Below are 13759 nucleotides of genomic sequence, written 5' to 3'. Positions count from 1 at the left end.
AAAATTACTTTTATCGAAAAAAACCTCTAATAAATGAAAATAAAAATTTAGTCGCTCCTATAAATCCTGCTATTTGCATTGACACTACGCCTTCATTTAAAGCAATAATACCAACAATAATAAATACAACTGCCAAAATCAAATTAAGAAAATCGAATTCTCCCCAATCCGGTCGATTGACTCTAAAATTGTTCTTGCTTTTAAAAAGCTTAATACCCAAATATCCAATACCAATAAAAATAAATAATGTTATTAATTCAGCCCAAATTGGAGCATCACTTGGTTTGCTATCAAGCAAATTTACAAGACCTACAAAAGTAAATAGGATGCTTACAACAATTAATATGATGCCTATAATTTTTTTCATAAAATGAAACCTACCATTAAAACTGTTTTAATATACTAATTATCAGTTAATTAAAAATGAAATGTGTAGTTTTTTATAAAAACTTATATTTTTTATAATTTTAGTAGTTTTTGGCTATAAACCTTAACCTTCCTTTAAATAAATATCTGCTTAATATTCTGTAATTTTACATTATGAAATTCAAAATCAAATCAGAGTTTAAACCCACAGGAGATCAACCTCAAGCAATCAAACAATTGGTTGGTGGATTAAATGGACAAGATAAATACCAAACGTTACTTGGTGTTACAGGTTCTGGTAAAACATTTACTGTTGCCAATGTTATTGAAGAAACACAAAAACCAACATTAGTTTTAGCACATAACAAAACATTAGCTGCACAGTTATACTCTGAGTTTAAACAGTTTTTTCCTGATAATGCTGTCGAGTATTTTGTGTCTTATTATGATTATTACCAACCTGAAGCTTACATACCAACTTCTGGTGTGTACATAGAAAAAGATTTATCTATCAACGAAGAGATAGAGAAAATGCGATTAAGCACAACCTCTTCCCTATTATCTGGACGTCGTGATGTAATTGTTATAGCTTCAGTATCTTGTTTATATGGTATTGGAAATCCAGTCGAGTTTCAGAAAAATGTTATTTCTATTGAAGTTGACCAACAAATTTCACGCACCAAATTATTGCATCAATTAGTACAAAGTTTATATTCACGTACGGAAGCTGATTTTAAACATGGAAATTTCAGAATAAAAGGAGATACAGTGGATATTTTTCCAAGTTATGCAGATGATGCATTTAGAATTCACTTTTTTGGAGATGAAATTGAAGAAATTGAATCCTTTAATATTCAAACAAACGAAATAGTTGAAAAATACGATAGACTAACAATCTATCCTGCAAATATGTTTGTAACCTCTCCTGACGTGTTACAAAATGCTATAAAATCTATACAAGACGATTTAGTTAAACAATACGATTACTTTAAAGAAATAGGAAAACACCTAGAAGCAAAACGATTAAAAGAACGTACCGAGTTTGATTTAGAAATGATACGCGAATTGGGTTATTGTTCTGGAATTGAAAACTACTCACGTTACCTTGATGGTCGTGAGCCTGGTACACGTCCTTTCTGTTTATTAGATTATTTTCCGGATGATTATTTGATGGTTGTTGACGAAAGTCACGTGACTGTATCACAAGTACACGCTATGTATGGTGGTGACCGAAGCAGAAAAGAAAACTTAGTCGATTACGGTTTTAGATTGCCTGCTGCAATGGACAACAGACCTTTAAAATTTGAAGAGTTTGAAGCCTTGCAAAATCAAGTAATTTATGTAAGTGCTACTCCAGCAGATTACGAGCTTCAAAAAACAGATGGACTTTATGTGGAGCAAGTGATACGTCCAACAGGTCTATTAGACCCTATAATTGAAGTTAGGCCAAGCTTAAATCAAATAGATGATTTAATTGAAGAAATACAACAGCGCATTGAACAAGACGAGCGTACTTTAGTTACCACATTAACTAAACGTATGGCTGAAGAATTAACCAAATATTTAAGCCGAATCAATATTAGAGTGAACTACATACATAGTGATGTCGATACTTTAGAGCGTGTCCAAATCATGCAAGATTTACGTAAAGGTATTTATGATGTTTTGGTTGGTGTAAACCTACTACGTGAAGGTTTAGATTTACCAGAAGTCTCTTTAGTCGCTATTTTGGATGCGGATAAGGAAGGATTTTTAAGATCTGCAAGATCTTTAACCCAAACCGTTGGTCGTGCAGCACGAAACCTTAACGGAAAAGCAATCATGTATGCTGACAAAATAACTAACAGCATGCAAAAAACTATTGACGAAACCGAATATAGACGTGAAAAACAAATAGCCTACAATACAAAAAACAAATTAGTGCCTATGGCATTAAATAAAAGCTTAGATAGTGCTTTAACACAAAACTCTGTTAGTACTTATAGTTATGAGTTGGAAGCTGCACGTGCTGCAGAGCCTGAAAGCGAATATTTAAGTAAAGGAGATTTAGAAAAGAAAATTAGAGAAAAACGTAAAATGATGGAGGAAGCTGCTAAGCAATTAGACTTTATTATTGCAGCTAAATTACGTGACGAAATTAAAATGTTTCAAGGTAAACTTGAAGAGTTGAAAGCCTAGTTATATTTAATTGTTTTAAAAAAAGTATACCTAATATTAATTATACTGCACTTTAAAGATATCTATCAAAACCTCAGCAGGAACCATCATATCTGGAAAGCCCTCCATTAGATATAATACCTTAGTAATGGACTCATGGTTTAATCCCATACGCAATCCATAATTATAAAGTTTAGCTAACTCTTGTTGTGTACGTTCTTGATCAACATGCATTAACAATACCATTCTATGAAATTGAACAATACGCTCGCTATGCGATTTTAATACCATTCTATTAACAGGATTATTAATAAGGTAATCAAAATCTTCTCTAGAGATTTCTAACTGTTTTGCAACTGCTAACAAAAAATTATATTCAACAGATTTTATACTGTCATCACTTTTTGCAAATGCAATCATTTCTGATAATAAACTTAACTTCTCTACTCTGTTAGGCATAAATAAGGGATTAATTATACTTTATAAAGTTAAGAATAAAACATAATTAATAATCGTTGAAAGCACGTAGCTTATCGAAAATAACATAGCTATACATCGTTTTTTTAGATATTTCTGTCTAATCTAAATTTTAAAACTCTAAAAACAAAATGAATTACAACCTTAATTTTGACCTTTAAAACGCTATTAACCAATTATTAATTCGTTAATTTTAAGAGACTTAAATAAAAGTATTAAATTAAAATCTATAAAACTGAATACATCACTTTTTTAAAAAACATTAAAATATTACAACCGCTAAAACTACATCTCATGTATAAATTTTAAACCTATTATAATTTAAAAATAGATTTTTGAAATTGAAATTCTATTAAACTTATGGAACCTGTTTTTATACTTTGTATTTTGTACTTTTGCTTTTTAAACACGACAAATGACTAATAACGATATTTTTAAAAAACTAAGAGTTGCACATCAGTTAAGAGATACTGACATTGTAGAAATCTTAGAATTAGTAGACTTTAGAATTACAAAAACAGAGCTAAGTGCTTTTTTTAGAAGAGAAGACCATCCAAATTATGTAGAATGTGGTGATCAAATTTTACGAAATTTTTTAAATGGTTTAGTTATTCATTTAAGAGGTCCAATGCCTAAAAAAGGAGAAAAACCTAAAGGCGAAGTTTCAGCGAAAGCGAAAAATAAATCCTTTAGCAATAAAAAGAATTTTAATAAGCCCAATACACGTCCTAAAAGAGACGATAAGTAATTTGTAATTACTTTAGGCAAATGGATAATTAATTTTATACAAAAAAAAAGAGCAACTATTTAAGTTGCTCTTTTTTTAGTATATATATTAAAGTATTAAGCTAATACTGCTTGTACTTTGTCTGCTGCTTCTTGGAACTCTGTAGCACTCATTACATCTAATCCAGAATCATCAATTAATTTTTTAGCGATATCTGCATTAGTACCTTGTAAACGTACGATAATTGGTACACTAATGTTACCCATGTTTTTGTAAGCATCAATTACACCTTGAGCAACACGATCACAACGAACGATACCACCAAAAATGTTAATTAAAATTGCTTTAACAGCTGGATCTCTTAAAATAAGCTCGAAAGCAATTTCTACTCTTGCTGCATCTGCAGTACCACCAACGTCTAAAAAGTTAGCTGGCTCTCCACCTGCTTGCTTAATTAAATCCATAGTTGCCATTGCTAAACCAGCACCATTTACCATACAACCTACGTTTCCGTCAAGGTCAACATAGTTAAGTCCTTGTTCTCCTGCTTCAACTTCAATAGCATTTTCTTCACGTAAATCGCGCATTGCTGCTAAATCTTTATGTCTAAATAATGCGTTATCGTCAATGGTTACTTTAGCATCAACTGCCATTATTTTATCATCACTAGTTTTTAAAACTGGGTTGATTTCAAATAATGAAGAGTCTGACTTGTCATAAGCAGTGTATAATGCTGTTACAAATTTAGTCATGTCTTTAAACGCTGCTCCTGATAACCCTAAGTTAAAAGCAATTTTACGTGCTTGAAAAGGTAAGATTCCAGTTGCAGGATCAATTTCTTCTGTAAAAATTAAATGCGGAGTTTCTTCTGCAACAGTTTCAATATCCATTCCACCTTCTGTAGAATACATAATCATGTTACGTCCATTAGCTCTATTTAATAATACTGACATATAATATTCTTCTGGCTCAGAATCTCCAGGATAGTATACATCTTCACATATTAATACTTGGTGCACACGCTTACCTTCTGCTGAAGTTTGAGGTGTTACCAAATCCATTCCTATAATTTCTCCAGCGATAGTTTTAACTGCGTCTAAGTTTTTAGCCAACTTAACTCCACCACCTTTACCACGTCCACCAGCATGAACTTGCGCTTTAACAACGTGCCATCCTGTTCCAGTATCTTCAGTTAATTTTTTAGCTGCAGCAACCGCTTCATCAGCATTTTGTGCAACAATACCACGTTGAATACGTACGCCAAAGCTGCTTAATAATTCTTTTCCTTGATATTCGTGTAAATTCATCTTGTATAGAGTAAAATTTTAGTGTTACAAAAGTAAATAATCACATTTACTTACCCTAATATTTAATTATGAAAAAATAAGTAAATCCATTTTTTAATTTTGTTAAATAATTAACAATTTGTTTTAAATGTGTAATATTATGTTGTTTTAATTTTTAAATAGGCTTAAAAAAATAACTTTGAAAAAAATTTGAGATGCAAAACAATCAATTACTACAAATAGCTAAAGACTTTGATAGTCCTATATACATATACGATGCAGATAAAATCGCACAACAATATAATAGACTAACCTCTGCTTTTAAAAGTGTTAAACAATTAAAAATTAATTATGCTGTTAAAGCATTATCTAATATATCTATATTAAAGCTGATGAAACAACTAGGTGCAGGACTAGATACTGTGTCTATACAAGAGGTACAACTAGGTTTAGCTGCAGGTTTTAAAGCACAAAATATTATTTTTACTCCTAATGGTGTGTCCTTGCATGAAATAGAAAGTGTTGCCAAATTAGGTTGTCAAATCAATATTGATAATTTATCTATTTTAGAACAATTTGGTACTAAATATCCAAACATACCTGTTTGTATAAGAATAAATCCTCATGTGATGGCTGGCGGAAACACCAACATATCCGTAGGACATATTGATAGTAAATTTGGAATTTCTATACATCAAATACCACATATTTTAAGAATAGTTGAAAATACTAAAATGAATATTAATGGTATACACATGCACACAGGAAGCGATATTCTAGACATAGATGTGTTTTTATATGCTAGCGAAATATTGTTTGATACTGCACAACACTTTAAAAATTTAGAGTTTATAGATTTTGGATCTGGTTTTAAAGTTCCATATAAAGCTGGAGATATTGAAACAAATATTGAAGAGTTAGGAGACAAACTAAGTGCAAGGTTTAATCAGTTTTGTAAGGATTATGGCAAACCTTTAACCTTAGCTTTTGAGCCTGGAAAATTTTTAGTTAGTGAAGCTGGACAGTTTTTAGTTAACGTTAATGTTGTAAAACAAACAACATCTACTGTTTTTGCTCAAGTAGATAGCGGTTTTAACCACTTAATAAGACCAATGTTGTATGGTTCACAACATGAAATTAGAAATATCTCCAACCCTAAAGGTCGCGAGCGATTTTATAGTGTAGTAGGTTATATTTGTGAAACGGATACCTTTGCCAACAACAGACGCATTTCTGAAATTAACGAAGGCGACATATTAGCTTTTAGTAATGCTGGAGCTTACTGCTACTCTATGGCTAGTAATTACAACTCTAGATATAGACCTGCTGAAGTTTTAGTATATAAAGGCGAAGCACATTTAATAAGAAAACGCGAAACGTTTGAGGATCTAATACAAAATCAAATTGAGATTAAGTTTAAATAATAATTTTCAAAGCCTATAAATGGCTAATTTTTACCAAATTGGCTATTTGTAGTTAAATATCTAAAATTAGACAACGCACTCCAGTATATTTGTAAGTTAAAAGCTACTTAAAAGTTAAAATTAACGTATTTTAACCTAATTACTTGTATTTAATCCGTTTTATTACTTAGATTCGCCATTGTAAAGAATAAAATTATTTTATTTTTTAACAATTAATAGCAACTACCTCAAATTCCCTAACTATGCAAACTGATAATAACGAGATATTATCTGATGAAATCCTTGATAAAGGTTTTTTAAATACTATTGAAGATGCTCTAGCTATTGGATCCTGGGAATTAAATATGTTATCAAATACTTTAAAATGGAGTAGCGTAACAAAAAAAATCCATGATGTTGTTGCCAATTACGTCCCAAATGTTGATACTGCCATTAACTTTTATAAAAAAGGACAACATCGTGAGAAAATTTTAGACTTATTTCAAAAAGCCTTACAAAAAGGAGAAAATTTTGATGATGAGTTTATCATTATAACTTCAAAAGGAGAAGAAAAATGGGTAAGATCCATTGGACATCCTAAATTTAAAAATGGGGTTTGCGTTGCACTTAGAGGTGTTTTTCAGGATATTACACAAAAAACACTGCAATCAAAAAAAACGTTAATAAAAGAGAAAGAATTTAGATCGCTATTTGACTACTCTTTAACAGGAATGGCTAAAGTTAGCTTGACTGGTGGTTGGCTTAAAGTAAACAATAGCATTTGTAGAATATTAGGTTATACTGAATCAGAACTTTTAAAATTAAGTTTTAAAGACATCACATATAAAGAAGACCTCACAATAGGAAACAAGGAACTTACTTTACTTTTATCCGGAAAATCAGACAATTTTACAGTTAATAAAAGGTACCTTCATAAAAATGGGAAGGTTTTATATTGTAATTTATCAGCAACAATAGTAAGAGACGATCATGGACATCCTCAGCATTTTATAGCAAACATTAATGATATTTCTGAAATTGAACTTAGTAAAAATAAAATATCCGATTTATTAGCTATTAGCTCTAAACAAAACGACAGGCTTTTAAACTTTGCTAGAATTGTTTCACATAACTTAAGGTCACATGGTGGGAATTTAGAAATGTTGTTAACTTTAAAAAAGGAAGATTATCCTGAAAACACTAAAGATGAATATTTTCCTTTAATGCAAGAAGCCATAGGTAATCTAAATGAAACTATTGAAAACTTAAATGAAGTAGCATTGTATAGTGCTTTAGATAAGGAAGCTTTAGTACCACTAAACTTATTAAAATATAGTAACAATGCCATGTCTAACATTACAGCAGCTACTATATCCAACAATGTTGATGTTAAAATATTAATCGATAACAATATAACTGTTAATGCAATACCTGCTTACTTGGATAGCATTTTAATAAACTTTTTAACAAACGCAATTAAGTATAGAAGACAAAATGTAAACCCTGAAATAACACTAAAAGCCTACAAAACTGAAGTATATACCATATTAAAAATTAGTGATAATGGTCAAGGTATTGATTTAGATAAACATAAGGACAAGCTATTTGGGATGTATAATGTTTTTCACAAGCATAAAGACTCTAGAGGATTAGGGTTATTTATAGTAAAAAATCAAATAGATGCAATTGGTGGTAAAATTGAAGTAGAAAGCATTGTAGATCAAGGCACTACTTTTACTTTATATTTTAAAAATTAAAAACTAACTGGTTTTTAACTAACTGTTTTGATAAAAGGTTAACCCATTGTTATATAAATCATAAAACGAAAACTCTTTTGTTCCCCAATCTGATTTTATAACTTCAGTCTCTTTAGGAAACACATTTTTAAAATTATATTCTTGATATAAAACATCTACATGCTGTGTAACAATACGCAACATAGGTCTGTCAATAGTAAAATCCCACTCTTTTTCATCCTTCCATATTAGATGTATTTCTATATGGTCTCTTTTAATGCCTACGTATTTTGGATCTTTAGAATCGTCTGCAAATGCGATTTCAAAACCTAATTTTTGCGTATAAAAAAACAAAGCAGCTAATACGTTTTGAACAGGAAGTATAGGATGAATTTGATGTAGAATTGGAGTCATAAAATTATAATTATTTATTTTTTAACCGTTCCTGTAAAATGATTAACATTGGGACTGATTGGATTATTGGTTTCACGTCTAAACGATGCAATTTGACCACAATGCCAAATAGAATCTGCGATTGGTCCATTAATATTATTCCAAAACGGGATTTGGCTTTCGCCGAAAATAATTTTGAATTGCGAAATATCATCACTACTTCTTAAAATATCTGCAGCTTGTTTTAAATTATTTAAAGTCGCTACACGCTGTGCTTCAAAAGATAGTTTTAGAGCATCTTTAGTATTTGCTTTTTTTAAAGTCGAATTTAAAATGATTATAGACAAATCATAAATATGTTTTATGGTTTCGGCTGTTGTTCTAACCGAATCTGAAGGCTTAAAGTCTAAATCTTTTGCTGATAACCCATCTGTTGCGTGATAAAATCTAAAGCCTAGTGCATCTATTTGTCTAGCTGCAACAGTACCAGCTGTAAAATGCTCTGATACTTCAGGAAGCTCATAATACGGAATATTTGAATCTGATTGAGCCACCATATTTGTTGTAATTAGTAATGATAAAAAAAGCACTAGTGTTTTCATTTTTAAAAATTTGAAACAGTTAAATACAACAATTAATCCTTAAACTCTTTAACCTGAGGGATATTACTTGTTCCATATTTATCAAATAGGTACACTAAGCTTGTCATGGTTGCTGCGCCAAGCTCTAACTCGCGTTTATTTACTGCATCAAAGGTATCGTTTGCTGCATGATGATGATCAAAATAGCGTTGCGAATCTGGACGTAAGCCAGCCAAAACAATGTGATCGTTTTTTAGTGGTCCAATGTCTGCACCACTATATCCTTTTTCAAAATAATGAATTAGATACGGTTTAAATAAGGACTCCCAACTTAATACTTTGTTTAATGCTGCCTCACTACAATCAAAACTAAAACCTCGAGGTGTAAACCCTCCAGAGTCACTCTCTAAAGCAAAAACATGGTTTTCGTTGTTACGCAATGCTTCTTCTGCATATTTTTTTCCGCCACGCAGTCCATTTTCTTCATTCATAAACAGCACAACTCTGATGGTACGTTTTGGTTTGATTCCGCTCTCTTTTAATAATCTAATAACATCCATAGATTGTACTACTCCTGCTCCATCGTCATGCGATCCGTCTCCTAAATCCCATGAATCTAAGTGACCTCCAACAACCATAATTTCTTCTGGGAATTCGCTTCCAGTAATTTGACCTATAACATTGTATGACAAAACGTCTTCAAACTGTTTACAGTTTTGTTTAAAGTAGAATTTTAGATTGGCATCTTTTTTTAGGGCTTCAGATAATTTATTAGCATCATTGGTACTGATTGCTGCAGATGGTACACGTTGCTCATTAGGCAAATCCATGTAACCCATACTTCCTGTGTGTGGCAAATCGTCTTGACGTAAATTAAGCGATCTTACAATTACACCAACTGCTCCTAGTTTTCCTGCTTCGTAAGCTCCTGCATAACGTTGTTTAGAGCATCCTCCATAAGCCTCGAAGGTGTGAATTAATTCTGGATTCATTGCGCCATTAAAAAAGACAATTTTTCCTTTTACTTTATCACCTAGTGCAGCAAGCTCTTCAAAACTTTGTACTTCTATTACCGTAGCTTCTAATCCTGAATTGGCAGTCGCTACTGAGCCACCTAAAGCACAAATATTGACTTCAAATTTGTTGTTATTACTTGTAAAATGTGCGACTTCTTTTGCACCACGTTCCCATTTTGGCACCATAACTTCTTGAAGCCATACTTTATCTAATCCTAGTTTTTCTAGTTCGGTTTTTGTGTATTGTACTGCCTTTTCTGCGTTTACAGATCCTGACAAACGTCCTCCAATTTGATTAGACAAATGGTCTAACCATTGGTACGCTTTACCATTAGTTAACGATTGGCTGTAAATAGTTTTTAATGCGTCTTGATCCGATTGTCCTGAGGCTGTAATGGATAGTAATAGTGCAAAAAGAATTGCTAGTTTTTTCATGGTTGGTAATTTTACTTTAAAGATAGTATTTATATATGAAAAGACCTGATAGAATATTAATCCTATCAGGTCTCTTGTTTTATTTTGATTGACCTTAACTGTTGTTTTTTTCAGGTCTTGTGGTTTGCGTTAGCGATTGAAATGACATCCTTTTTTTGCTGCCATATATGGCAAAAAAAGATATAATGGAAAGCGCGACCCTTGTGGTAACTCCCAAAATGTGCTATTCGTTATTTAATTGCTCTCTGTATAAATGCAGATTAGCTTTGGTTTTGTCATCCAAATCTGGCTCTTTTATGTCTGAATATTGTTTTAAAGTGTCATACAAAATTTGAGCTACAATTAAACGTGCTGTAGGTTTGTCATCCGCTGGAATGTTGTACCATGGTGCGTGATCCTTACTTGTTCTGTTTATTGCGTCCTGATAACAGTCCATGTATTTGTCCCATAACTTACGTTCTTTTAAGTCTCCTGCTGAGAATTTCCAGTTTTTTTCTTGTTTATCTAAACGTCGTAATAATCTGTTACGTTGTTCGTCTTTTGATAAATTCATGAAAAATTTAAAAATTAGTGTTCCGTTTTGTGTCAGGTGTTTTTCAAAGTTATTGATTTGCTCAAAACGCTGGTCCCAAAAGACATCGTTTACATCGTCAATACTGTTTACAAATGGTAGTTTTTCGTTTAAAATATACTCGGGATGTACGCGTGTTACTAATACGTTTTCATAGTGCGTGCGATTGTGGACTCCAAATTTACCTCGTGCTGGTAATTTTATATAATGTCTCCAAAGGTAATCGTGTTTAAGCTCTAATTCTGTTGGTACTTTAAAGCTCATGACCTCAACACCTCTTGCATTAAAATCTTTAAAAACTTCGCGTATTAAACTGTCTTTTCCAGAGGTATCCATACCTTGTAGGCATACTAAAACCGAGTATTTACCGTGTGCATACATGGTGTCTTGTAGCTTACCTAATTGACGTCTTACTTTACGCAAAGCGTCCTCTGTGGCATCCTTATCTGCTTTTAAATCTAGCTTACTTGGTAGGTCGCTTAGCTTTATTTTTGAAGTGATTTTATGGTCTTTAATATTGATGTCTTTCATGTTGTTTTATTTACTTGCAAAAAGTTTTACATCTTGCTCACTAACTTCTGTACCTCCTAAAATTATTAATCTTTCGACTACGTTACGAAGCTCTCTAATGTTTCCTGTCCAATCATATTCTTTTAATAAATTGATTGCTTTTTTAGAAAATGTCTTATTGGCTGTGCCTTGCTCTTCGGCAATTTTAGCTGAAAAATGATTTATTAATAATGGTATGTCATCACGTCTGTCATTTAATGCTGGTACTTTAACTAAAATTACTGCTAATCTGTGATATAAATCTTCACGGAATTTTCCGTCTTCGATTTCCTTTTTTAGATCTTTATTTGTTGCTGCTACGATGCGCACATCTACTTTTATATCTTTATCACTACCTACACGTTGTATGCGACTTTCCTGCAAAGCACGTAATACTTTGGCTTGTGCAGATAGGCTCATGTCACCAATCTCGTCTAAAAAAATAGTTCCACCATTGGCTGCTTCAAATTTACCTGCTCTGTCTTTGGCTGCACTTGTAAAGGCACCTTTGACGTGTCCAAATAATTCGCTTTCTATAAGCTCGCTTGGTATTGCTGCACAGTTGACCTCTATCATTGGACCTTTAGCACGATCACTTTTTTGGTGTAACCAATGTGCGACTAGCTCTTTACCTGTTCCGTTTGGACCTGTAATTAAGACTCTAGCATCTGTTGGTGCAACTTTGTCTATAATGTCTTTGATTTGAGAAATAGCGTCGCTATCTCCTATCATTTCGTATTTTTTGCTGACTTTCTTTTTAAGAATTTTGTTTTCAATAACTAACTCTTTTCTGTCTAAAGCATGTCTTACTGTATTAAGTAAACGATTTAAATCTGGTGGCTTGGATATGTAATCAAATGCACCTAAACGCATTGTATTTACTGCTGTATCTAAATCTCCATGTCCAGAAATCATGACCATTGGTATTTCTGGCTTTATTTTTTTGACAGCCTCTAATACCTCAACACCATCCATTTTAGGCATTTTAATATCACATAGGATTAAATCGTAATCGTTTTTTCTAATTTTATCGATTCCTACTAATCCGTCTTCAGCTTCTTCTAGCTCATATTTATCATTTTCCTCTGACAGGATTTTGACCAATACTCTTCTAATTGCTGCTTCATCCTCTATTACTAAAATTTTTGGCATTATATTTTAAATTTAATTCCTGTTCTTAAATAAAACGCGTTTACGTTATCTAACTTAAATACGTCTTCTCTATTTTCGTCTCTTAATCTGTTACTCATACTTAAAGTATAACCTACGTATGAGTACCATACTAAATTGTCTGTAAAACAATACTCGTAACCCAAACCTGCCAATATTACTGATAAAGACACACTGTCTGCTTCCTTACCATCAATGGTAAATACTTCTTGTGTGTTGGCAAAATAACCATCAATTCCGACAAAGGTTTGTACGATATTTTTTTCGTTAAAAAAGTACTTCACATTTGTTTTAGGCACTCCTAAGTTATAAGACCAGTTTTCATTTAAACGTCTAAAATAACTTACAAAAGGTAGTGGTAATGGTATACCTGTTGTACTATTATATGTCAGTCCTAATACTAATCTATATGGTTTTTTTATGTTTTGGTCTTTTGTCTTATCGTTTATAGCATATACACCTCCATTTAAAAACATATCATCACCTGTGATTTTATGTCTAAGTGTAGATGCTATTCTTGGTGTAATCTTAGCACCTAATCGCCAATTTTCTGAGAGTTTAAATGTGTAACCTAAATTAAAATCTATGATATGTAATCGTCTTAAATTAGAGGTTGGAAAAGGGTAATCGTCCTCTAAATCTAGGGTCAACCTACTATATTCTGCACCAACAATTAAATAACAGTCTTCACTTGTTTTGATAGGATAATTTAATAACCCTCTAAATCTATCAAAACTATCTTCAGAATTACTTTTGGGCACATAAGAATACTCTAACCTAGCTAAATCTGTTAATTGTGCATGGGCTACATTTACACCACATAGTAGCGTTAATATTAGTAAAATGGTTCCAAAATGTAATTTCATATAATCTATAATTATTTAATTGCTAT

General features: G+C 31.9%; 13 protein-coding genes. 4 read left to right on the top strand and 9 right to left on the bottom strand.

Annotation, left to right across the window (positions count from 1 at the left end; translation table 11 throughout):
• Positions 1 to 10: 10 nt before the first annotated feature.
• The gene (locus WNY60_RS07510) at positions 11 to 367 is read right to left on the bottom strand and encodes a hypothetical protein (RefSeq protein WP_342862007.1); all 357 of its coding nucleotides are present in this window, start codon (positions 365 to 367) and stop codon (positions 11 to 13) included.
• A 173-nt stretch (positions 368 to 540) separates the two neighbouring features.
• On the opposite strand from WNY60_RS07510, the gene uvrB reads away from it, so the two are divergent.
• Positions 541 to 2544, top strand: a complete 2004-nt coding sequence (uvrB, locus tag WNY60_RS07505; RefSeq protein WP_145002435.1) for an excinuclease ABC subunit UvrB — start codon at positions 541 to 543, stop codon at positions 2542 to 2544.
• 36 nt (positions 2545 to 2580) lie between these two features.
• Here uvrB and WNY60_RS07500 read toward each other — a convergent pair whose 3' ends face one another.
• The gene (locus WNY60_RS07500) at positions 2581 to 2982 is read right to left on the bottom strand and encodes a TerB family tellurite resistance protein (RefSeq protein WP_145002438.1); all 402 of its coding nucleotides are present in this window, start codon (positions 2980 to 2982) and stop codon (positions 2581 to 2583) included.
• 433 nt (positions 2983 to 3415) lie between these two features.
• Between WNY60_RS07500 and WNY60_RS07495 the strand changes: the two genes are divergently transcribed.
• The gene (locus WNY60_RS07495; protein WP_339808524.1) at positions 3416 to 3748 is read left to right on the top strand and encodes a DUF1456 family protein; all 333 of its coding nucleotides are present in this window, start codon (positions 3416 to 3418) and stop codon (positions 3746 to 3748) included.
• Positions 3749 to 3843: 95 nt separating this feature from the next.
• Here the strand turns inward: WNY60_RS07495 and sucC are convergent, their stop codons facing one another.
• Entirely contained in the window at positions 3844 to 5034 is a 1191-nt protein-coding gene (sucC, locus tag WNY60_RS07490; RefSeq protein WP_145002444.1) for an ADP-forming succinate--CoA ligase subunit beta, read from the bottom strand.
• A gap of 194 nt (positions 5035 to 5228) precedes the next feature.
• Here sucC and lysA point away from each other — a divergent pair, with 194 nt between their 5' ends.
• Both lysA and WNY60_RS07480 read left to right on the top strand, forming a co-directional pair.
• Positions 5229 to 6437, top strand: coding sequence for a diaminopimelate decarboxylase (lysA, locus tag WNY60_RS07485; protein WP_342862006.1), 1209 nt, complete (start codon positions 5229 to 5231; stop codon positions 6435 to 6437).
• A 242-nt stretch (positions 6438 to 6679) separates the two neighbouring features.
• A complete protein-coding gene (locus tag WNY60_RS07480; RefSeq protein ID WP_342862005.1) occupies positions 6680 to 8173 on the top strand; it encodes a PAS domain S-box protein in 1494 nt (497 codons plus the stop codon).
• Positions 8174 to 8191: 18 nt separating this feature from the next.
• Here WNY60_RS07480 and WNY60_RS07475 read toward each other — a convergent pair whose 3' ends face one another.
• The 6 genes from WNY60_RS07475 to WNY60_RS07450 form a co-directional block, all read right to left on the bottom strand.
• The gene (locus tag WNY60_RS07475; protein ID WP_145002453.1) at positions 8192 to 8566 is read right to left on the bottom strand and encodes a glyoxalase/bleomycin resistance/extradiol dioxygenase family protein; all 375 of its coding nucleotides are present in this window, start codon (positions 8564 to 8566) and stop codon (positions 8192 to 8194) included.
• A 14-nt stretch (positions 8567 to 8580) separates the two neighbouring features.
• Positions 8581 to 9147, bottom strand: a complete 567-nt coding sequence (locus WNY60_RS07470; RefSeq protein WP_342862004.1) for a hypothetical protein — start codon at positions 9145 to 9147, stop codon at positions 8581 to 8583.
• Between the two features lie 32 nt (positions 9148 to 9179).
• A complete protein-coding gene (locus WNY60_RS07465) occupies positions 9180 to 10577 on the bottom strand; it encodes a M20/M25/M40 family metallo-hydrolase (protein WP_342862003.1) in 1398 nt (465 codons plus the stop codon).
• A gap of 223 nt (positions 10578 to 10800) precedes the next feature.
• Entirely contained in the window at positions 10801 to 11679 is an 879-nt protein-coding gene (locus WNY60_RS07460) for a PPK2 family polyphosphate kinase (RefSeq protein WP_342862002.1), read from the bottom strand.
• Positions 11680 to 11685: 6 nt separating this feature from the next.
• Entirely contained in the window at positions 11686 to 12849 is a 1164-nt protein-coding gene (locus WNY60_RS07455; protein WP_145002465.1) for a sigma-54 dependent transcriptional regulator, read from the bottom strand.
• Positions 12849 to 13733: a DUF6268 family outer membrane beta-barrel protein gene (locus tag WNY60_RS07450; RefSeq protein WP_191099089.1), complete on the bottom strand. Its 885-nt coding sequence runs from the start codon at positions 13731 to 13733 to the stop codon at positions 12849 to 12851. Before WNY60_RS07450 ends, WNY60_RS07455 begins: the two co-directional genes overlap by 1 nt.
• Positions 13734 to 13759: the final 26 nt, after the last annotated feature.

The organism is Olleya sp. AS48 (assembly GCF_038900355.1).
Lineage (GTDB): Bacteria > Bacteroidota > Bacteroidia > Flavobacteriales > Flavobacteriaceae > Olleya.
This window is presented reverse-complemented; position numbering and strand designations above follow the sequence as displayed.

What these genes read in the sequence shown, in the direction of transcription:
- WNY60_RS07510 (WP_342862007.1), bottom strand. Translation starts at nt 367, where the DNA reads ATGAAAAAAATTATAGGCATCATATTAATTGTTGTAAGCATCCTATTT.
- uvrB (WP_145002435.1), top strand. Translation starts at nt 541, where the DNA reads ATGAAATTCAAAATCAAATCAGAGTTTAAACCCACAGGAGATCAACCT.
- WNY60_RS07500 (WP_145002438.1), bottom strand. Translation starts at nt 2,982, where the DNA reads ATGCCTAACAGAGTAGAGAAGTTAAGTTTATTATCAGAAATGATTGCA.
- WNY60_RS07495 (WP_339808524.1), top strand. Translation starts at nt 3,416, where the DNA reads ATGACTAATAACGATATTTTTAAAAAACTAAGAGTTGCACATCAGTTA.
- sucC (WP_145002444.1), bottom strand. Translation starts at nt 5,034, where the DNA reads ATGAATTTACACGAATATCAAGGAAAAGAATTATTAAGCAGCTTTGGC.
- lysA (WP_342862006.1), top strand. Translation starts at nt 5,229, where the DNA reads ATGCAAAACAATCAATTACTACAAATAGCTAAAGACTTTGATAGTCCT.
- WNY60_RS07480 (WP_342862005.1), top strand. Translation starts at nt 6,680, where the DNA reads ATGCAAACTGATAATAACGAGATATTATCTGATGAAATCCTTGATAAA.
- WNY60_RS07475 (WP_145002453.1), bottom strand. Translation starts at nt 8,566, where the DNA reads ATGACTCCAATTCTACATCAAATTCATCCTATACTTCCTGTTCAAAAC.
- WNY60_RS07470 (WP_342862004.1), bottom strand. Translation starts at nt 9,147, where the DNA reads ATGAAAACACTAGTGCTTTTTTTATCATTACTAATTACAACAAATATG.
- WNY60_RS07465 (WP_342862003.1), bottom strand. Translation starts at nt 10,577, where the DNA reads ATGAAAAAACTAGCAATTCTTTTTGCACTATTACTATCCATTACAGCC.
- WNY60_RS07460 (WP_342862002.1), bottom strand. Translation starts at nt 11,679, where the DNA reads ATGAAAGACATCAATATTAAAGACCATAAAATCACTTCAAAAATAAAG.
- WNY60_RS07455 (WP_145002465.1), bottom strand. Translation starts at nt 12,849, where the DNA reads ATGCCAAAAATTTTAGTAATAGAGGATGAAGCAGCAATTAGAAGAGTA.
- WNY60_RS07450 (WP_191099089.1), bottom strand. Translation starts at nt 13,733, where the DNA reads ATGAAATTACATTTTGGAACCATTTTACTAATATTAACGCTACTATGT.